At 44.1% G+C, this 21,394-nt stretch carries 18 protein-coding genes and 1 other RNA gene; 5 read left to right on the top strand and 14 right to left on the bottom strand.

Annotation, left to right across the window (positions count from 1 at the left end; genetic code table 11):
- Positions 1–193: 193 nt before the first annotated feature.
- On the bottom strand, positions 194–664 hold the full coding sequence (locus FYJ45_RS18300; protein WP_195841878.1) for an antA/AntB antirepressor family protein: 471 nt from the start codon (positions 662–664) through the stop codon (positions 194–196).
- 93 nt (positions 665–757) lie between these two features.
- On the opposite strand from FYJ45_RS18300, the gene FYJ45_RS18295 reads away from it, so the two are divergent.
- The 5 genes from FYJ45_RS18295 to FYJ45_RS18275 all read left to right on the top strand — a co-directional run bounded on the left by FYJ45_RS18295 (position 758) and on the right by FYJ45_RS18275 (position 6,073).
- Positions 758–1,633 (top strand): hypothetical protein, encoded by an 876-nt coding sequence (locus FYJ45_RS18295; RefSeq protein ID WP_154466402.1) that lies wholly within the window; start codon positions 758–760, stop codon positions 1,631–1,633.
- A 577-nt stretch (positions 1,634–2,210) separates the two neighbouring features.
- Positions 2,211–2,537 carry a helix-turn-helix domain-containing protein gene (locus tag FYJ45_RS18290; RefSeq protein ID WP_154466400.1) on the top strand — a complete coding sequence of 109 codons (327 nt, stop codon included), beginning with the start codon at positions 2,211–2,213 and terminating at the stop codon, positions 2,535–2,537.
- 15 nt (positions 2,538–2,552) lie between these two features.
- Positions 2,553–3,284, top strand: a complete 732-nt coding sequence (locus tag FYJ45_RS18285; RefSeq protein ID WP_154466398.1) for an ImmA/IrrE family metallo-endopeptidase — start codon at positions 2,553–2,555, stop codon at positions 3,282–3,284.
- Between the two features lie 27 nt (positions 3,285–3,311).
- The gene (locus FYJ45_RS30820) at positions 3,312–4,685 is read left to right on the top strand and encodes a zinc-ribbon domain-containing protein (protein WP_235930877.1); all 1,374 of its coding nucleotides are present in this window, start codon (positions 3,312–3,314) and stop codon (positions 4,683–4,685) included.
- 161 nt (positions 4,686–4,846) lie between these two features.
- Positions 4,847–6,073: a tyrosine-type recombinase/integrase gene (locus FYJ45_RS18275; protein WP_154466396.1), complete on the top strand. Its 1,227-nt coding sequence runs from the start codon at positions 4,847–4,849 to the stop codon at positions 6,071–6,073.
- A 57-nt stretch (positions 6,074–6,130) separates the two neighbouring features.
- Here the strand turns inward: FYJ45_RS18275 and ssrA are convergent.
- From ssrA to FYJ45_RS18210, 13 genes are all read right to left on the bottom strand, one after another.
- Positions 6,131–6,475, bottom strand: a transfer-messenger RNA (tmRNA) gene (gene ssrA / locus FYJ45_RS18270).
- 74 nt (positions 6,476–6,549) lie between these two features.
- Positions 6,550–7,017 (bottom strand): SsrA-binding protein SmpB, encoded by a 468-nt coding sequence (smpB, locus tag FYJ45_RS18265; RefSeq protein WP_021636304.1) that lies wholly within the window; start codon positions 7,015–7,017, stop codon positions 6,550–6,552.
- The gene (rnr, locus tag FYJ45_RS18260; RefSeq protein ID WP_154466394.1) at positions 6,983–9,160 is read right to left on the bottom strand and encodes a ribonuclease R; all 2,178 of its coding nucleotides are present in this window, start codon (positions 9,158–9,160) and stop codon (positions 6,983–6,985) included. The genes smpB and rnr overlap by 35 nt, the downstream gene beginning before the upstream one ends.
- 102 nt (positions 9,161–9,262) lie before the next feature.
- On the bottom strand, positions 9,263–9,502 hold the full coding sequence (gene secG / locus FYJ45_RS18255; RefSeq protein WP_021636302.1) for a preprotein translocase subunit SecG: 240 nt from the start codon (positions 9,500–9,502) through the stop codon (positions 9,263–9,265).
- Between the two features lie 242 nt (positions 9,503–9,744).
- Positions 9,745–11,550: a peptide ABC transporter substrate-binding protein gene (locus FYJ45_RS18250; RefSeq protein ID WP_154466392.1), complete on the bottom strand. Its 1,806-nt coding sequence runs from the start codon at positions 11,548–11,550 to the stop codon at positions 9,745–9,747.
- Between the two features lie 212 nt (positions 11,551–11,762).
- Positions 11,763–12,749, bottom strand: coding sequence for an ABC transporter ATP-binding protein (locus tag FYJ45_RS18245; RefSeq protein WP_021636299.1), 987 nt, complete (start codon positions 12,747–12,749; stop codon positions 11,763–11,765).
- On the bottom strand, positions 12,742–13,749 hold the full coding sequence (locus FYJ45_RS18240; RefSeq protein ID WP_021636298.1) for an ABC transporter ATP-binding protein: 1,008 nt from the start codon (positions 13,747–13,749) through the stop codon (positions 12,742–12,744). Before FYJ45_RS18240 ends, FYJ45_RS18245 begins: the two co-directional genes overlap by 8 nt.
- A 4-nt stretch (positions 13,750–13,753) precedes the next feature.
- Positions 13,754–14,833 carry an ABC transporter permease gene (locus FYJ45_RS18235; RefSeq protein ID WP_154466390.1) on the bottom strand — a complete coding sequence of 360 codons (1,080 nt, stop codon included), beginning with the start codon at positions 14,831–14,833 and terminating at the stop codon, positions 13,754–13,756.
- Between the two features lie 14 nt (positions 14,834–14,847).
- Positions 14,848–15,759, bottom strand: a complete 912-nt coding sequence (locus FYJ45_RS18230) for an ABC transporter permease (RefSeq protein ID WP_154466388.1) — start codon at positions 15,757–15,759, stop codon at positions 14,848–14,850.
- Positions 15,760–16,227: 468 nt separating this feature from the next.
- Positions 16,228–17,532 (bottom strand): phosphopyruvate hydratase, encoded by a 1,305-nt coding sequence (gene eno / locus FYJ45_RS18225; protein ID WP_154466386.1) that lies wholly within the window; start codon positions 17,530–17,532, stop codon positions 16,228–16,230.
- Positions 17,533–17,781: 249 nt separating this feature from the next.
- On the bottom strand, positions 17,782–19,968 hold the full coding sequence (locus FYJ45_RS18220) for a DUF6449 domain-containing protein (RefSeq protein ID WP_154466384.1): 2,187 nt from the start codon (positions 19,966–19,968) through the stop codon (positions 17,782–17,784).
- The gene (locus FYJ45_RS18215; RefSeq protein ID WP_025490245.1) at positions 19,940–20,845 is read right to left on the bottom strand and encodes an ABC transporter ATP-binding protein; all 906 of its coding nucleotides are present in this window, start codon (positions 20,843–20,845) and stop codon (positions 19,940–19,942) included. Before FYJ45_RS18215 ends, FYJ45_RS18220 begins: the two co-directional genes overlap by 29 nt.
- Entirely contained in the window at positions 20,838–21,239 is a 402-nt protein-coding gene (locus FYJ45_RS18210; RefSeq protein ID WP_025490246.1) for a GntR family transcriptional regulator, read from the bottom strand. Before FYJ45_RS18210 ends, FYJ45_RS18215 begins: the two co-directional genes overlap by 8 nt.
- Between the last annotated feature and the right edge of the window lie 155 nt (positions 21,240–21,394).

Raw genomic sequence — 21,394 nt, 5'->3', positions numbered from 1 at the left:
TTTGACATGTTATCACCACATTTCTTTTATGATTTTTTATAGGCCACAGTCTGTAGAATAACCGTTATTTCAAAAAGTCTGACAGTTCAGCTTGTTCATACTCCGGTATAACGATAAAATCAGAAGGAAGAGAAAGGCCGCTCTGTTTAAATAATGAATCCAGCACAACGGCAACTTTGTAAGGCTTAGCGTCCTAGTCACGCATAGTACTCCTGATCAGGTTTCCCGTGCTGGCAATACCTTTGAGAGTAGCAGCATCGATATGATAATCAGCTGTATCCCTAATCATATCCACCATCTTTTTTGCCCCGTCCTCAATCTGGACAAAATACTTCCGAGCTTCCTCGCCCTTTTCATTTTTAACTATCATGGAAAGTTTCTTTGCAAAGTGGGCAGTGATTTTATAATCCTGGGTAGGATTAGGGTTAAAACTCCGTTCGTCATCTGTGACGATCGCCCAAAAATCAACATTTTCCTCAGCAAACTGGTTTTCTACAATATTTGATTTCACCCATCTGCTGTAGTTACTTCTATCCATTCCGAGAAAATCATAAAGCTTTCTTGCTGTGGTCATCCCGTTTTCATCAATTCCAAGGGCAATCTCAATCGGGGTTAATTTTGAGGTATCTTTACCTCCAAATACTTCATTGAAAATACTGCTCATTTTAAACTGTCCTCCTTGTAAAATTTATCCATCCTTTCTATAATTGATGTACAGGCCGTTGCAGCGACCGAGTAAATATAGAAGGAAGAAACTATGCGTAATATTTATGATGCTTTTGAACCACTTTATAAAATGCAAGAATCAATGCGTAAAATGACGGCGCCATATGATTCCGCATTTGCTGTTTTTGAACAAATGAATCGTACTGCTTCAATTGCCCGGCAAATAACATCCGCAGAATGGATTGCACAACAATATCCATCTTTATCTGCAATGCAAAATGTACTTCAAAATATTAAATTTCCCCAATTTGATGTACTGCCAATGCCACTTCCCAACTTTAATCCTTTATCAGAATTTCTCACTCAGACTCAAGGTATCATAGAAGCCGCCACAGGAACTGAAGCAATGAAATCTTTTATTGGTACAAAGAGCGCAATCCAGGAGTTATCATTTCGTATTCAGGAAATTACATTAAAAGATGCGAATGTATATTTCCCCGAACAATTAATTCCAGATGACTATATCTTTAATGTAGAACCAGAATGTGTCGAATATAAAAGGGATGATAGTCAATCCGAATGCATTGGTATAAAGAAACTCTCCCCTCTTGATGCCTTCAATATAATCTGCGCTTTAATATCAGTACTTTTTGCAGTTATTGGATTCTTACAAGACCAAATAAGTCCCTCACAGGAACAAGTACAGACGATTATTGAAGAACAATCAGAAACCAATAAAATACTTCAGCAACAGCTTGATGCCACCGCAAAAACTGTGGATTATCTTTCCACTATCCTTTTGGAAATCCAAACTAATATGGAAGAGTCTGAAGCAATTCATCAACAAAATCCTGAACGTTCTGAAGATGAAGATTCTGATTCTCAATCGACAGATTCAGCTCCCTTTGGATCTCAATCAGAAAATCCCACATCTCACGGTGAGCCTGATGTTCCTGATATGAATTAACCAATTGTCCTACTATCAAAACCGCTATCGTTATCTGAACCATAACGATATGCGGTTTTCCTTTGTTTGGTTCCCACATGATCGCATTTCCTCCCGTCTTCTCCTGATTACAATAATTTACTATTGATTTGTTCGAACATTTGTTCTAAAATCTAAGTATCAGATTTTAGTTCGGAAGTCTCTGTGTTAATACGTGAAAACAGATACTCGTGATTGTATTTAGGGAAAAGGACTCTTTGGATTAATATAGCGTCATCATATAAAAATCCACTTTTTGTCTCCCCGTTGACAATATCGCTCACGGTTTGATACCGACATCCAAGCAATGCTCCAATTTGGGCAAATGTTACCCGTTCACTCTTCATGGCATTTAAAAAATTATGATATACAAGCACTTATCCAACCTCCTTTCAATTCGTAATTCCGAATCGGATAAGTGAATTATATTCCCTATTCAGTATTTTGTCAACACAATAAATATTGAATTCCGAATTTATTCGATTTTCAGAATATTTTCTGTTTACAAAATTCGGCAAATGATATAGAATGTAATTATCAAATGAATGGGGTAAGTCATATGGAAAAAGCCAGAATATTAGATAATTTAATTAAAGAGCAGGGGTATAATCTTAAATCATTTGCTGCAAAATGTGGCATTCCTTACACCACTCTTTATGGCATAATCAAAAATGGTGTGGGTAAAGCAAGTGTTGATAACATAATTATAATTTGCAGAAACCTTGGTATCACCGTTGAGCAGTTAGAACAAATGGCTGATGGAGCAAGGGATGTTCAATATGAGCCTACCTATGAGGATGTAGAAAGACTTATTGCTCGTAAAGGTAAGAAGATGACTACAGAGCAAAAAATGAGACTAATCAAACTATTATCTGAAATCCAATAAAAGGACTGATTATAGTTGAATTACAGTTTTATTTTAAGCAAAATACTTTCTGTTTTCGAAAAATGTGAAGTTAATTCATTTCCTATCGATTGCACGGAATTAATAAACCAGTACGGATATAGAGTATTTACCTATCAAGAACTGAAAGCTAAATCACCTGAATTGTATGATATATGTATCGCCTGTTCTGATGATGCTTTCAGAGATATGGCAACAAAAACTGTTGCCTACAATACCGAGGCTTCCAGAAGGCGCGTATATTTTTCGCTCGCACATGAACTTGGTCATATAGTGTTGGGGCATCTGGCTGAAACACCAAAGACAGAAGTTGAGGCAAATTTCTTCGCAAGTAATCTTCTAGCTCCTCGAATGGCTATACACTATGCGCATTGTAAAAATGAGGCAGATGTCGCAAGAATCTTTGAAATAAGCTGCGAAGCTGCTCAGTACGCTTTTGATGATTACAGACGATGGCGAAGATACATCGTGTCCAGACATAACCGTATGACTTCGTTGGATCGTGCCATGTATTATCATTTCTATGATGATGATTATAAAAAATTTGTCTACTGTCGTAAGGAATGTAGATACTGTGGAAAAGAATTTGTCAATTCTGAATGGCGTATTTGCGAGAAATGCAAGAGAATTGCTGAAATCAGAGGAAATATGTATGATAGTAACAACGCTGACATGCAAATGTTAAATAAGTGGATATATAATATGAATAAAAAGCAGGGGATATTATAAATCCATTAATATAAGGGGGATAAATAAATGGCACTTATTAAATGTCCAGAATGCGGAAGAGAGATTAGTGACAAAGCTGATTTTTGTCCAAACTGCGGATGTCCCAAATCTGAATTTACTAAATATGAGTCTGGTATGCAAGAAAATTCTGACACTTGTGCGAGATGTGGAAAAACATTGACAGAAGGGAATCACTATTACTGCGATGAATGCAGAGAAATAATAAAAAAGTCCGAGAAAAAAAATAAAGAGGTTACCTTTAGTAATAGAATCACCCCATCATTGGCTCGCCAAAAACGCATTTTAAATACTGTAAGGTGGATTTTTGCAGCATTTATATTTTTTCTTGCGCTTACGCTGTTTTTCTCTTATGGAATCAGTGGATTCTTTACTTTCGCTCTTCTTTCATTGTGTGGTGTGTTTGTTTCTCCATTGTCCAATAAACTGCCCGAAGTGTTTCCAATATTTTTGAGAGTTTTGCTTCCTATCCTCTTTTTTTTCGCTGCTGTTGCTACAACACCATCTCGAGATACACAAAATACTGCAAACATTAATAATATCGAATCTGAAGTATCTGTGACTGAAACAGAATCCGAATCACATGTACAGGAGCCTGAAAGTTTAATTGACGGCACAGAAGAAGAATCACAGTCTAAACAACAAATGTCTGAAATCCCAGTGACTGAGGAAATTAAAAATGATGCCATTATTTATGTAGATGTATTCGATTCTGACCTGAAGGAAAACTGGAGTAAATACGTCGGAAAGCATATACGAACCTCTTTTGAGGTTGGAAACTGTGAAGATGATTATATCGAATCCTCCTATGAAGGTGGATATTTCAAAGTTTATCCTGATAACTATAGAAATTTTGAATATGGCGATTATATTGTTGTCTCTGGAATAATATCAGGAAAAGAGGGAAGCTATATAGAAATTATTGATGCTCATATCGAAGAAAGTGGAAGTGAAGCTATATCCATATACAATAAAGGCTTGACTGCATATAATGCTCAAAAAGAAGTTGAGGCCGAAGAATATAAAGCATCCTTTAAAGAAACTGCTGTGTCTCCTACTTATGAAGATTTAACTCGTTATCCGGATACGTATAAAAACACAGCTATAAAAATCAAGGTAAAAATAACTGACGTAGAACCAGATGGAATAATCCTCCCAGGACACTACGAAGCTGTCATGAGTGGGTCTAATAATAAACTGGCTGTATACGATGATCGTGAAAATAAAGAACCAAAACTTGTAAAAGGTGACACTGTAATAATATATGGATACGGTGATGGTCTGACAACCATAAAGGTTCAGGACACATCTAAAATAATACCTAAAACAGTTGATAAATATACGATACCTGGAATTAATATAAAATATGTTGAATTCCCATAAATAAAAAAAACCGCCCCAGCGCGCCAACGCCAGAGCGGAATTAACTGAATACTGTACAGGCCCGAAGGCCGGTAAAGCATCCCTCAACAAGATTATTTTACCACAAACCTACGGCACCTGTACAGGTGTTATTTTTATACAAAATTTTAGGAGGTATACCTATGCCAACAGCAAAAAAATTACCATCCGGTTCCTGGCGCTGTCAGGCCTACAGTCACACAGAAATGCTCTTCGATGCAAACGGCAATCCTATCATCGACCCGAAAACCGGAAAGCAAAAGCAGAAGAGAATTTATGAGTCCTTTACTTCTGACGATCCGTCTCGTTTTGGTAAACTGGATGCAGAAAAGGCGGCTCTTGACTTTTTGGAGTCTAAAAAAAGTCACCAGTACACCAAAATGACGCTTCGTGATGCTATCAATAAATATATATCAGACTCTGACGCTGTTTTATCTCCAACCACAATAAAAGGCTACGAAATTATTCGTGATAATGGATTTCAAGATTTAATGGATCTGCGGATCCGGGATATAACCAATGAAAAGCTGAAGGAAGCCGTTAATAAGGAGTCTAAACGCCCATCTACGAGCAAAAGAAGCAAGGGGCAGCCAATATCACCAAAAACTGTTTCGAACGAATATGGCCTGCTTACAGCAGTTTTAGGCCTATATCATCCTAAACTTAGTACTGATGTAAAATTGCCTGCAAAAGTAAATCATATTAAAGAGCTGATTCCTCCTGAAGTTATTTTTAATGTGGTGCATGGTACAGAAATTGAACTGCCTGTTTTGCTGGCTATGTGGCTAAGTTTTACCATATCAGAAATAAAGGGACTTACAAAGTCAAAGTCCATCCAGGGTGACTATATTACTATAGTTGAAGTGGTAGTACATGTGGGTGGAAAGGACATTTCGAAAAAACAGGCTAAAGAATATACTCGGACCCGCCGCCATCGTATTCCATCGTATATAAAGCTGCTTATAGACAACGTGCAGACTGACCAGCTTGTCACGATGAGCGGAAAAGCTGTTTCCAATAAGTTCAGCCGATTACTTAAGAAAAATAATCTTCCGCATATTTCCTTTCATGATTTACGTCACGTAAACGCATCTGTCATGGCCATGCTAAAAATACCGGATAAATATGCGCAGGAACGGGGAGGTTGGAAAACAGATGCTGTTATGAAGAAAACATACATGCAAACCTTTTCTGAGGAAAGACAGCGTGTGGACAATATTATTGATGATTATTTTGAAAGACAAATTAGCATGAATGAAAATGTTTCAGAATCCTTACCCGGTTACACGGAATGGCTAAAGGCTATGGGTTTAAAAGATACGCCATCCATACGCGATAAATACCAGAAGTTTGCTCAAGATATATCCTAAAATACAACACGAAATGCAACACGAAATAAAAAAAGCACCGTAAATACGGTACTTTTCCGATGGAGTAGACGGGAGTCGAACCCGTGTCCAAAAGCCCATTCCCTGTCCTTCTACTATCATAGTCAATTCTTAGACATTCCCTCCATTAACCGGAAATTGACATCCGGTTAACTTCAGTAGCTTCATAATACGTCCACAGGCTCAAAGCTTTGCCCGTGCCGTTTCCTACAAAGTCGATGCCTGAGTCTTAAAGTGTAGGTGCTCTAAGTCAGACAACACAGCATTAAGCTGCTGCGTAAGCTAAAGTATTGTCTTCAGCGTTTGTATTTAGGTTTGGATTTAACGCATTCCTGCGGATAGCTTCTCCAGCTGCAAGACCCCTGTCGAAACCTTGACTACCCCTTATTCAATTAAAAACTTTTGGTACCGTTAGTATACACACCTTTTCTGCACTTGTCAAGGCGCACCGGCGGGAATCAATAAAGATTCTTCACCTTGAATTCCCTCTCCGTATCCCTTCTGGCATCCTTTTTAGCAATATCCTGCCGCTTATCATACATTTTCTTGCCTCGGCAAAGGCCTATTTCAATTTTAGCCCTTCCGTCCCTGAAATATACCTGGAGCGGCATTAAAGTGTAACCTTTTTCCGCAACCTTTCCGGTCAGCTTCATAATTTCCGCCTTATGCATGAGCAGCTTTCTCACCCGGAGCGGATCCTTATTAAAAATATTTCCTTTTTCATACGGGCTGACATGCATTCCATTTATGAATACTTCGCCCTTATCTACGGTGATAAATGCCTCCTTGATGCTGCATTTACCCATACGGAGTGATTTTACCTCCGTTCCGTGCAGCACCAGGCCGGCTTCATATTTCTCTTCCACGAAATAATCATGAAAAACTTTTTTATTATTGGCAACCAGTTTCTGTGCTTCCTTCGCCATCGTCAATCCCCTCTTCTTCATGCGGCAGGACAAAATCTATAGTCCGTGTAAACCTGTCCGCAAATTTCACTTTTACTTTCAACTTTTCTCCCAGCTTATATGCTTTCCCGGTCTGGGTTCCCCGCATCTCGCAGGCGGCTTCATCATAATAGTAATAATCCCCGGGCAGCATGGATACATGAACCAGGCCCTCCACGGTATTAGGCAGCTCCACATAGAGTCCCCAGGCCGTCACACCTGAAATCACGCCTTCATAAATCTCTCCCACATGCTGTTCCATATATTCTGTTTTCTTCAGTTTGTCAGTTTCACGTTCAGCTTCATCCGCCCTCCGTTCCAGCTGGCTTGACTGCTTTGCCACCTGGGGAAGAATCTGCTGGTAGTGTGCCGTTCTGTCTTCATCCAGCCTCCCGCGAAGCTGCTCCTTAATGATGCGGTGAATCTGCAAATCCGGATAGCGCCGTATGGGAGATGTAAAATGACAGTAATATTGGCTCGCCAGTCCAAAATGGCCCGTGCATTCCGTTGTATACTTCGCCTGCTTCATGCTGCGCAGCGTCAGTCTGCTGATCAGCGCCTCCTCCGGCGTCCCTTCCACCTTATCCAGGAGCTTCTGCAGTTCCTTCGGGTGTATCTCTTCCTGCCCCGTCTTCATGGTATAACCAAAATTATTGATAAAAAGGCTGAGACGGTGCACCTTTTCCAGATCCGGATTATCATGGGTCCGGTAAACAAACGGCGTCTGAAGCCAGTAAAAGTGCTGTGCTACCGTCTCATTGGCCAGCAGCATAAAATCTTCAATCAGCTTAGTAGCCGTATTCCGTTCATAAGGCTTTATCTCCAGCGGATGCCCGGATTGATCCAGGATTATTTTACTTTCGGGGAACTCAAAATCAATTGCTCCTCTGCGGCGGCGCCTCTCTCTGATTACGGAAGACAAATAAGCCATATCCCGGAATATAGGAACAAGTTCTTCATAAGCTGCACATTCCTCCGGGTCTTCCTTTTCAAGAATTTTTGCAACACTTGTGTAGGTCATCCTACGGTCCACACGGATAACGCTTTCAGCTATGCGGTAATCCACCACTTCTCCTTTATGGTTTACCGTCATAAGGCAGCTCAAAGCAAGGCGGTCCTCTCCTTCATTCAGCGAACAGATACCATTGGACAGTGCATGCGGGAGCATGGGGATTACCCTGTCCACAAGATACACGCTGGTGCCTCTTTTTAAGGCTTCTCTGTCCAATGCGGAATTTTCCTGCACATAGTTGGAGACATCTGCGATATGGACGCCCAGGCAATAATTCTCTCCATCCCTCTCCAGGCTTACTGCATCATCCAGATCTTTGGCATCTTCACCATCAATGGTTACCATAGTCAACTCCCGCAGATCAAGCCTTCCGGCCCGGTCTGCTTCCGTAACCTCAGTACCGCAGCGCTGCGCCTGATTCATCACCTTCTCCGGGAAACCTTCCGGAAGATCAAAGCTTCTTACAATGGACATAATATCAACGCCGGGATCATTGATGTGGCCAAGTATTTCAACCACTTTTCCCTCCGGGCTTTTCCGGCGGCTTCCGCCATAATCAGTGATTTCCACAACGACTTTTGAACCGCTCACAGCCCCTTTGGAACGTTCCTGGGATACAAAGATGTCCGAAGGCAGCTTACTGTTATCAGGGATGACGAATCCAAAGCTGCGGCTCTTCTGATAGGTCCCAACAACACTGGACATACCTCTTGCTATAATACGGCATACTTCCGCTTCCTGTCTCTGTCCATGCTGTCCGGGAAGCAGGCGTACTTCTACCGTATCCAGATGATACGCACCATTAACACAATCCTCAGGGATATAAAGGTCTTCTTCCCGCCCGTCTATCTGCACAAACCCGAATCCCTTCTGATGGCTGGTAAAAACCCCCGTCAAAAGCTGCTGTTCAGGTTTAGAATATCTTCCTCTTTTATTAATTTGAATTTTCCCTTCTGAAAGGAGCTCCTGCAGGATCCTTTTGAATTCGGGACGATCCTCCGGCTCTACCAGCATGATGCAGGCAAGTTCCTTTTCACGCATAGGGACATAGCTGGGTTCTTCCATCAGGCCCAGCACCTTAAGTTTTCTGGCTTCTGTTTTATTTCCTGTCATAACTCCTCTGTTTCTGTAATGCAGCGCAGTTTTCCCCGGGAAAGCCTGCGCAGACCGGAAAAAAATAAGCACCCCTGTTTGCATACAAGAGTGCTTTGGTAGTTAAAATTTGGATATATTCAGAATTGCTGCAATAACAATAAAGGAGATTGCAAGGTACTTGGTAATCTTTACTAAAGTTCCTTCCATGGAACGTCCCTTGTTCTTTCCCCAATATGTCTCTGCCGCACCGCTGATAGCTCCCAGACCGGCTGCTTTGCCTTCCTGCATCAGTACCAAAACTGTCAATGCAATACAAATTATTATAAAAAGCACTGTTAATATTATTCTCAGAACTGCCATTTCTACACCTCCTAATGCCAAGCAATTGTTAGTTTACCACATCAGACGGATATTTACAATATATAAAATAAAATAATTGAAAAATGCTGTACATGCCGTAACAGGTCAGACAGGTCTGAACTGTTACTACACGCCGGTTACTGTGAAGGAACTGAACAGTAAAAAAAGAACCTGTACGCCGCACACAGCGCACAGGCCCTTTAATTATTCAATCACATATCCAGAAGTGGTAATCTATATGATTATCTACCAAACTGCATATCGTTGTTACCGGAATCGGTTTCCCACATTTCCAGCATGTTGATCGGGTCATTGTAGTCTGCCAGCCAGCCTTCACGACAGAAGTCGAACTGTCCCTGCTTTCTTTCATCAAGGAATACGGACCACTCACGAGTCTCAACAGTCACATTAACACCGATAGCTGCAAGATCCTGCTGAATAGCTTCACCAATCTTTACGTTACCTTCGGAATCGTTGGTAAGGTATGTCATGTTGATAGGAGTTTCAGGGGACAGCATGCCGTTTTCATCAAATACATATCCAGCGCTTTCAAGAAGAGCCTGAGCTTCTTCAATATTAGCGTCTGTCAGTTCAGGGTCATAATAACCAACTTTATCTTCTACAGGATAGGTATAAGCATCATCATTCTTTCTGAATTCACCACCGTTACCATTAGACATTCCGGTAGGGATGAAGGTATTGGCGATTTCCTGATCAGCCTGGGCAATTGTATCAACAATATACTGACGGTCGATTAACAGACTCAGAGCTTTTCTCATATCAGCTGCCTGCTGAATGGTCTTGCCCTTGAACAGATCACTATTAACATTGAATCCACAGTAGTATGTTCCCAGAGTAGGAATCTTGTGGAATTCAGGTGTATCCTTAACAGTTGCCATCATATCTGTTGCGATAGTATCTGAGAACTGCAGGGAACCATCCTTGAATGCATTGTAAATAGCTGTATCATCGCTGCTGAGCATGAATTCAATTTTTTCAAGAGAAACCCTGTCAGCTGCATAGTAGTTAGGGTTCTTCTCATAAGTCATGGATTCATTGTGCTTCCATCCTGTACAAACCATCGGGCCAGAGGATACGAAGCCAGCTTCTGTACACCATGCTCCCGGGTTCTCAGCATATCCTTCAGCGCTTTCGATGTTAGCCTGAGGAACAGGATAGAATGCAGGGAATGCACACAGGTCAAGGAAGTATGCACAAGGAGCTACAAGGTTTACGGTAAAGGTCTTGCCGTCTTCAGAAGCAGCAACATCCAGAGTTCCGTCATCTTTAGTCTTAATAACGGTGGTCAGGTATGCATAGTCAGCTCCTGTATCAGGATTAGCAAGTCTCTGCCAGCTGTATTCAACATCTTTGGCAGTCAGCTCTGTGCCATCGGACCATTTCAGACCGTCCTTCATAGTGAAGGTATAGGTCAGGCCATCTTCTGACATCTCATATGTATCTACAAGATCGGGTGTAAGCTGTCCATTCTCATCATACATGAACAATCCGGAGAAAGCCAGGATTGCAAGGCATGCACCGTCTACTGTAGAGTTCAGAGCCGGATCCAGTTTGTTGGGTTCAGATGAAATCTGAAGTGCCAGCGTATTGGTAGGTGTGGTTGCAAATCCAAAATACTTGAAACCAAACAGGTTAGCATAGATACCTTCTACATCAGTCTTCTGAAGATAAACATCATTATAATAGTAAAGCGGAATAACAGCCCATGTGCTCATCAGCTCGTCTTCTGCTTCATGCATAAGCGCTTCACGCTTCTCCAGATCTGTTTCCAGTCTGATTGCAGCGATTCTTTCATCATACTGCTCCCAAGCAGGTGCTGCTTCGCTGGACGGGCCATGTGCGGTCGTTCCTGCTTCTTCTGCTACGGTGGATTCTTCTGCTGCTGTTGTTTCAGCTGAAGATTCTGCGGTGGTATCTGCTGTAGTTGCAGGGGTATCACCGGTAGATGCGTTATTGGAACCACATCCGGCCAGGGCACTTACAACCATGGAAGCAGCCAGCGCTAATGCCAGATACTTTTTCTTCATAATCATTTCCTCCCATGAATAATAATAGATACGGTTTATTATACAACGTCCTTTACAGAAAAGAAAGAACAAATTGTATCAAAATTTGAAAAACAGGATAAATATTGCAGAAAAAAGGCGGTTCCGGCAAAAAAAATGCGGTTATCAGCCCTTCTTACAATATTTATGCTTACAGCGGGATACGGCAAAGCAGCCGTTCCCGCTGTTATTGCTTATTTATTCCAGCATGCAACCTGATGTCCGTCGCCTCTGTCTGTCAGGGGAGGACATTCCTTTGCACACTGCTCTGTTGCATACTTACAGCGAGTGCGGAATGCGCATCCGCTGGGCATATGCAGCGGGCTTGGTACATCTCCCTCCAGCACGATACGATGCCTTTCCCTTGCCATTTTCGGATCAGGATAAGGCACTGCGCTTAAAAGCGACTGGGTATAGGGATGGATCGGATTCTCGTTGAGTTCGTTGGAATCCGCAATCTCCACGATTCTTCCCAGATACATAACTGCAATTCTGTCTGAAATATGATGCACTACCAACAGGTCGTGGGCGATAAACAGATATGCAACGCCCAACTTCTCCTGCAGTTCTTCAAACATATTAATAACCTGCGCCTGAATGGAAACGTCAAGCGCACTGACCGCTTCATCACAGACAATGAATTTGGGATCCGTTGCCAGCGCCCTTGCAATGCCGATACGCTGGCGCTGTCCGCCCGAGAACTCATGAGCATAACGGGTAGCATGCTCCGCATTCAGCCCGACCAGTTCCATCAGGTTGATGATTTTGTCACGGCGTTCTCCCCGGGAGGTATAGAGCTTGTGTACATCCAGAGGCTCTCCGATAATATCCTCTACCGTCATACGGGGATTCAGGGATGAGTAGGGATCCTGGAATACCATCTGCATTTCTTTTCTCATATGCCTGACGGTGGAACCATCCACTTTTTCCCCGTTATAAAATACTTCTCCGCCGGTGGGCGTATACAGTCTTAAAAGAGAACGTCCTACCGTCGTCTTGCCGCAGCCGGATTCACCTACCATTCCCAGTGTTTCACCGGGTTTGATAGCAAAGGATACGCCATCCACCGCTTTTAAGGGAATAGTTTTCATGAAACCGACTTTTATGGGAAAATACTGTTTGAGATCCTTGACCTCAACCAGATATTCGCTTTTATTCGTTGTTTTTGCTTCTTTACTCATGTTTTCTGCCTCCTTGCTCCGCCTCCATTGCGGCCTTCACATTCAGCCAGCAGGATGCGTAATGTCCGTCAGGCATCTGCATTTCCTGGGGAACCTCCTCAATACAGATCTTCATGGCATTTTCACAGCGGGGGCAGAAAGCACAGCCCTTGGGCATATTCAGCAGGTTAATGGGAGTACCCGGAATCGGGATCAGCTTTTCACCGATTCTGTCCACGTTCGGGATGGAACGCAGAAGCCCCTTCGTATATTCATGACAAGGGCGATAGAAAATATCTTCTGCCGTACCTCTTTCACACACACGTCCGCCGTACAAAACGATAATTTCATCGCACATATCTGCAATAACACCCAGATCATGGGTTACCATGATAATCGCCATTCCCAGCTTCTTCTGCAGTTCCTGCATCAGTTCCAGTATCTGCGCCTGAATGGTAACATCCAGAGCAGTAGTCGGTTCATCAGCGATCAGGATATCCGGTTCACATGCCAGCGCCATGGCGATCATGACACGCTGACGCATACCGCCGGAAAGTTCGTAAGGATACTGCTTTACACGCTTTTCAGGTTCATTCACACCCACAAGGGTGAGCATTTCCACGGCACGCGCTTCCGCCTCTTTACCTTTTCTGTCCGTATGAAGCTCAATCGCTTCCCGAAGCTGGTTGCCCACGGTGAATACGGGATTCAGGCTGGTCATGGGATCCTGGAAAATAATGGAACAGCATTTACCGCGGAACTCCCTCATCTTCTTTTCTGAAAATTTAGTTACATCTTCTCCTTTATAGAGCACCTGGCCGCCCTTAATGCTGCCGTTGCTCTCAAGGATGCGCATAATTGAATATGCCGTAACGGATTTCCCGGATCCGGATTCTCCTACAATACCCAGGATTTTCCCTTTGTCAAGATTAAAAGAAATACCGTTTACAGCCATTACCTCCCCATTATCAGTTGTAAAGGAGGTACGAAGATCTTTTACCGAAAGTATATTATCACTCATTTTATTATCTCCTTAATCTCGGGTCAAATGCATCACGCAGACCATCACCCAGCAGGTTGAAAGCCAGGGTAATCAGACAGATAAGCAGGGACGGGAAAATCAGCTTGTAAGGATATACGCTGATACCCGCTCTAGCCGCATTGGCCAGGGAACCAAGAGAAGGCATGGGAGCCTGAACGCCCAGACCGATAAAGCTCAGGAAGGACTCCGTAAAAATTGCGGACGGAATCTGCAGGGCTGCGGAAATAATGATAACACTGATGCAGTTGGGCAGGATATGCTTGCGGATAATTCTGCCTGATTTTGCTCCGCTGACCTTGGCCGCCAGAACATATTCATTCTGTTTGATTGTTAGGATCTGCCCGCGTACAAGTCTTGCCATACCTGTCCAGTACAGAAGTCCGAATACAATAAACAGGGAAATCATATTCGTACCTATCTTCTGCAGCACCGGGAACTGATCCACATTCAGCACCTCACGGAGTACGACTGAAAGCAATACTACCATCAGCATATCTGGAAGGGAATATATAATATCTACAATACGCATCATAATAAGGTCGGTCTTGCCGCCGAAATAACCGGAAATACTTCCATACAGCACGCCTATTATCAGAACGATAATTGCGGCAAACACACCTACCGTCAGTGAAACCCTGGTACCATAAACAACACGTACAAAGTAGTCACGGCCCATTTCATCAGTACCCATAATATGAGGGAATACCTTTCCGCCTTCTGCGATATAGGCCTGTTCCTTATCAGAATACTGGAAGGGCGCCATATTGGAAGCGGTCTTGTCACGTTTGCCATTTACGGAAATGATCTGGGAATAAGAATACGGCACTACATGAGGTACAATCAGAATCATTGCAACGATAAGCAAAAGGACGATAATACTGCCTACCGCAAGGGGATTCCTCATCAATTTACGCATGCCGTCACGGAAGAAGGAAACGGATTCGCTCATGACATCCTGCTGCTTCTTCTCTTCCTCTGTAGCTTTCTCAAATTTCTTTAAATCTATCTGTAAGCTCAAAGGAGACTTTTTCGGCATTTCATCTATATTTTTTACTTTATCCATTACTGGCCTCCTCCTTAATCAAGTTTAATACGGGGGTCTACAAGCTTGTAGACAATATCCGTCACTAAATTCATGGTTACCATCAGTACCGCCAGGAAAATGGTCGTACCCATAATCATGGGATAATCACGGTTAGTGATGCCGTCTACGAATTTCGCGCCGAGTCCGCCGATGGTGAAGATTTTCTCCACAACAAGGGAACCTGTCAGAATGGATGCCGTCATCGGTCCCACATAAGTGATAACGGGAATCAGGGCATTTCTTAATGTATGCTTAAAGATAACCTTCCAGCGGGCAACGCCTTTCGCTCTCGCCGTACGGACATAATCCTGTCCCATAACGTCAAGCATGCTGGTCTTGGTAAGACGCGTAATATAAGCCATTGGATATGCTGCCAGCGCAATGACCGGAAGGATATAATTCTGATGATTGGCATCCCATACCGGTATCCACTTCAGCTGGACACAGAACACCAGCAACAGCATCGTGGCAAACACGAAACTGGGCAGGGACGTAAACAGGGTTGAAAAAAAGATAATCAAACGGTCAGGAAGCTTATTTCTCGTCAAAGCCGCAAGGCTGCCGAAAACAAGACCTAACGCAAGAGCGACCAGAATCGCCATGCCTCCAAGCTTTGCAGAAACCCGGAAGGATTCGAAGATCAGAGTCTTAATATCACGGCCTGTCTTGGTGGAAATTCCAAAGTCTCCGTGAAGCAGGTTGTTCATATAGATCACAAATTGTTCAGGTATGGGCTTATCCAGATTGTACCTTTTTTCCAGAGCTGCTTTAACCTCCGGGGATACTGCCTTCTCACCATCGAAAGGTCCTCCGGGGATCGCATTCATGGCAAAGAATGTGATACCGCAGACAATCAGTATGGTTACTATTGCGAGAAGGATTCTCTTTACAACGTATTTTGTCAACTGAAACACTCCTTTTCTGTTTGTACTGGCCATTGTTCCTTCTGAGTAATACAGTCCAGCGACAGCAATGGCTGTTTTTTTAAAAACTGACCTTCTTGCCTGTTGTGTCTTCCACAGAAACACATGTATTATTCTTGTGCGGACACTCAGGCACTAAACAATGACGCCTGGGAAACCAGCCGTCCTGCAATTTAAAATCCTGCGGACCCCACAGAATTTTCTGCTGCTGTCGTAACATCATCTGTATAATATTACACAGATCTATATCATACCAGCTTTTCAAATATACCACAATACTAACTTCGATGCAAGAATTTTCCCTGGCAAAACGTGAATTTCCAAAAATTTATTACACAATCGTACAAATTAAGGCAATTTTTTATTTTTTTTACAAATAAAAAACGGAGTGCATCCACCTGGGATACAGCCCCGTTTCTCCTGTTTCTTCTATTAATATAGCAATTCTAATCAGATTTTATTAAAAGGCTCTTTATAACATGCGGCGCAGCCCAGTTCTTCTTCAATGCGAAGCAGCTGATTATATTTTGCCACCCGGTCCGTCCTGCAGGGCGCGCCTGTCTTAATCTGCCCAGCATTCACCGCAACGGCGATGTCTGCAATGGTGGTGTCCTCTGTTTCGCCCGATCTGTGGGATATAATCGTTTTGTAGCCGTTTTTCTGGGCCATGCTGATGGCTTCAAAGGCTTCGGACAGCGTGCCTATCTGATTCACCTTTATCAGTATCGCATTGGCAACGCCCAGTTTGATCCCCGCATCCAGCCGTTTGGTATTCGTAACAAAAAGATCGTCTCCAACCAGCTGAACCTGCTCTCCCAGTCTTTCAGTGAGCATTTTCCAGCCATCCCAGTCATCCTCAAAAAGCCCGTCCTCTATGGACAAAATCGGGAATTCACGGATGAGTTGCTCATAATAATCTACCATGGCTTCCGAATCCCTGTAGACCTCGCTTCCGCTCATCCTGCTTTCTCCCGGGAAATAATAGCGTTTTGTTTTTTCATCATACAGCTCGCTTGCCGCCGCATCGATTGCAATTTTGATATCCTGGCCGGGAGTATAGCCGCTTGCTTCTATGGATTCCACAATCAAACGAAGAACGTCGGATGAGCTTCCCAAATCGGGGGCAAAGCCGCCTTCATCTCCTACTGCCGTGGAAAGGCCTCTCTCTTTACATATTTTTTTCAGGTTATGGTAAATTTCCGCACAGACGCGAAGACCGTCGGCAAAGGTATCGGCCTGAACCGGCATTATCATGAATTCCTGCAGATCCACCGTATTGTCTGCATGCTTGCCTCCATTGAGGATATTCATCATGGGAACCGGCAGCTGTCTTGCATGTATCCCGCCCAGATACTGATACAGCGGAAGCTCAAGTGTTTTTGCCGCTGCTTTTGCCACTGCCATGGAAACTCCCAATGTTGCGTTTGCACCCAGGTTTCCTTTATTATCCGTACCATCGGCATCCATGAGGATACGATCTATCTCAAGCTGGCAGAGGGCATTCTTTCCAAGCAGAGCTTCTCTCAGCTTTGTATTCACATTCTTCACCGCTTTCTGCACGCCCAGGCCGAAATACCGGGTCTCCCCGTCACGCAGCTCCACCGCTTCAAACTGTCCAGTGGACGCGCCGGAAGGAACCGCCGCCCTGCCGGTAACCGAATTTTCCAAAGTCACCTCCGCCTCAACCGTCGGATTTCCCCTGGAATCCAGAATTTCTCTCGCACGTACATCAGTAATCTCCAAAAACAAATGCATACCTTCCTCTCTTTCTGCTGCCGAAGGGCAGCTTTAAAATCAGTGGGAAACCAAAGGTTTCCCCGGCGGCCCGAAGGGACGCCTCCTCTCTTTCTGCTGCCGAAGGGCAGCTTTAAAATCAGTGGAAAAATCCCTTTTCCGGCAAACCACGCGGACAGATTTTTCTATCCTACATAGTATTTTCCGAAAAAGGGATTTTTAACCTTATGGTATGCAATTTGTAAGAAAAATTTTGCTTTCGGCAGCGCCTTATTGTGCGGGCGATGTCTTTTCGATAACGAATTCAGGAAATTTCTCCGGCACGGGGATGAATCTGATATTCGGTGTATTGTATTTCACGCCGGGTTTAAATACCACGCTGATATCATAATTTTCATCCTGGAGACGCCCTGTGATATATCCGCCTGAAATATCCATAAGCATGGCGGGATACAGCGCGGGGGCTATCATCCTGATATCCTGAGGATCTGTAAAGGTTTCCGTAACAGCCTGTTCATTGGAATAGCTGACAGAACGGCTTCCGTCCGCCGAATAGGAGATATCGCTGTCCTTCAGATTATAGCAGGTGACAGTAATGCTGACTACCTTGTCCGGATCGATGAAGATGCCGTCTTCACTAACCTCCACATAAGCTCCCTGTTCCTTTAAAAGCGCAAGCATATCATCAAATTCCCGGTAGATCGGATAGCTCCAGGAATAATACATTTCTTCCGGTGCTCCCGGCAGCTGATATTTAATCCGCAGGCTGCCCAGCGGCAGTTCGTTCATCATCATGGTACAGCTGTATTTATTCAGTTCATCACTGAGGACCCTGAGCAGCTGACCCATATCCCCCAGATAATTTACCTCTTCCAGACCGTTGCTGTAAACAGCCGACAGCTGATCCGAATTTTCCATCATAAGGGGATCATTGATCTGGTAGCGGGCGAGCTGATAGGCTCTGTCCGCAAAAACAGCATCCATTTCCGGAAGAACCTCCCGCAGGTTTACCGCGGCAGTCCTGCAGACAGATTTACCGTTTGTCAGATTATAGCGGATATATACAAGCGTATAATCTTTATGGTATACGCTCATATCCAGATTGGCTTCATGATCCTTCCGGACGATAGTCCTTACCGCCTCTATGGTATCCGTATCCTCCGAAGCCATATGTTCCAGCATATATTCCCCATGATTCACATAGTAGATATCCTTCTGGAATAATCTGTCATAATTAACAAAGCCATAAATATCATTCTGGAGGGTAAAAGCCACGCTGGCAATATCCTCGGTCTCAGGAATATATGTATCATAACCTGAAAAATCAAAATAAAAGAAGCAGAAAATAAATGCTGCCGCGCCGCCTGCCACAAACAGATGCCACTTTTTCATCAGCACGGAACGGATGTCGAACTCATAAATAATCTGTATCAGCCCATGACAAAGCAGCAGTCCGATAAGCATTCCCAGAACAGTGAAAAAAATACTTCCGCCGGAAAGCCCTCTGAACCACAGCCCAGCCATAAGGGTAACCGGAATCATCAACAGCAGTTTCACCACACTTTTGCTTCTGGTAAAGGCCATGGACTTCCCTGCTGCCTCCGCTTTCCTGTTCCGGTATAAAATATAGGCAAGTACGCCGTATACAACTGCCTGTACGGCAACCAGGGCCAGATCTTCCATAAAAAGCCGCAGATATCTGCTGCCCCCTCCGGTGCAATAGCTGTTTGCAGAGGATTGTCCCAGGGAATAGGTCAATATCGGCGATGTCCATGATTTATCCATAACATCCGCAAAGGAGCAGTAGGTTCTGAAAAAAGCGGAACGCATCCCGTCCAACAGGAAACGGAGCATATACTCATACATGAAAAAGGATCCGCAGGCAAGCAGTGTAACAAGCACATTTCCTGTCATCATCACGGCAATCACAGAAAGGTTATAGACCGCTGCAAAAAAAATCATATTGCATAAAAAGGCACCCAGAGCAACCAGTATAGTTTTTCCCGACAGGACTCCCAGCGCCGCGCCCACTGCAAGCGCCATAAGAAGCGTGCAGAAATAGCAGCCTGCAAAAATACCGATTCCATTCAGGTAAATAGTAAAGTATCTCTTTCCGGAGGATACAGGCACACTCATGTACATGTCCGTCTTCTTGCGGCTGTACAGCCAGGAAAAGCCCTGAATCGCAAACAGCACCGCAAAGGCTGCGAAAACGGCAACCAGGCGTATGTCAAAGCTTATGGCATTCATGAAGGTCTCTGCCACCCACTCCCGGCCGTTGTAGCCGGCCATATAGTAGCTGCCTCCCGCCTCCACCTTCTGGCGGTTGACGGAAACAGCCATGGCCTGGCTCACGGGCAGCACCAGAAACATAACAAGCATACACAAAAGGACCGTCCAGCCCCGCCTTTTCAGATTCTCCCTCATACTAGCCCAAAAGGAGCTTTTTGATATCATACCCGGTCACCTCCGTTTCACTGATGAAAATTTCTTCCAGAGATAAAGGCAGCACCTCATAAAAATAGGTTTCCGCTGCCGCAAACTGCGCAATGATCTCGTCTCTGCCTCCTCTTACCGTCAGCGTAAACAGAGAGCCTCTTTTTTCCTTTTTTACAATATCAAACTTTTCCAGTACCCTATTCGCTTCTTCCTCGGAAGAAAAGACGCATTGTATTTTCTGAATATTGCATTTCATCTCTTCCAGTTCCTTGGACAGGAGCACGCCGCCGTGGTGGAGAAGCCCCACATGATCGCAGATATCCTCCAGCTCCCTCAGATTATGGGAGGCAATCACGGGAGTCAGTCCCCTGCGTTCCATTTCCTGGGCAAAAATACTTTTTATACCCTGACGCATTACCGGGTCAAGCCCGTCAAAGGTTTCATCGCAGAACAGATATTTCGTGCCGGAGCAGACGCCGCAGATCAGGGCAAGCTGCTTCTTCATGCCTTTGGAAAAGGTATTGATTTTCCGCCTGCTGTCCAGGCCGAAGTTAGCAAGGTATAGATAATAGGATTCCCTGCTGAAGGAGGGGAATACGCTGCTGTAATACTTCTCCATATCCCGGGGGGTGGCAGTGGAAAAGAAATAAGGCTCGTCCCCGATAAAAAAGAAGCATTTCTTTGCGTTTACATTATCATAGACCTGCATGCCGTCCACAAGCACCATACCGCCGTCCGGCTTCAGAACGCCCGCCAGCATACGCAGCATCGTGCTTTTCCCTGCGCCATTGGTTCCAATCAGCCCAAACACATTTTCTTCCCTGATAGAAAAACTTACATGATCCACCGCTTTGATTTTGTCAAAACGCTTGGTCACATCTTTAATTTCAATCATAACCAAAGCCCTCCCCAGTTGCCCCCTGCAGCACTGCTTCATGCCCTTCCTTCACATAGTCGGACATCTCGCTTCTGCTGATGCCGATTTCACCGGCTTCCCTGATAAGCTCGTCCAGCTTACTGTATATTTCCTTCTTCCGGTAACTTAACAGGCCTTCGTCGTAGGCGACGAAATTCCCCCGGCCCTTTACCGTGTAAATAAATCCTTCCCTTTCAAGCTCGGCATAGGCCCGCTGGATGGTATTGGGATTGATCGACAGTTCCACCGCCAGGCTCCGTACCGACGGCATTTTCGTATTCGGCTCCAACGCTCCTGTCAGAATGAGCTTCTGAAACTTGTCCACAACCTGCTCGTAAATCGGCCTGGCATCTTTATAGTCAAGTATAATCATATGACTCCTTTCTGCAGTCAAATTTCCCTGCGGAATATTTGACCCTCGCAGCATCTGTCAGGCAGATGCACAGACGCACCCGCTTGAACCGCTGCTTCCGGGATTGAATGCTGTATCAAGTGTACTAATCATTCTGATACGCTTAATATACCATA

This window comes from Eisenbergiella porci, from assembly GCF_009696275.1.
Lineage (GTDB): Bacteria > Bacillota > Clostridia > Lachnospirales > Lachnospiraceae > Eisenbergiella > Eisenbergiella porci.
The sequence above is the reverse complement of the archived record's forward strand: the minus strand, read 5'-3'. Positions and strand labels throughout refer to the sequence as shown.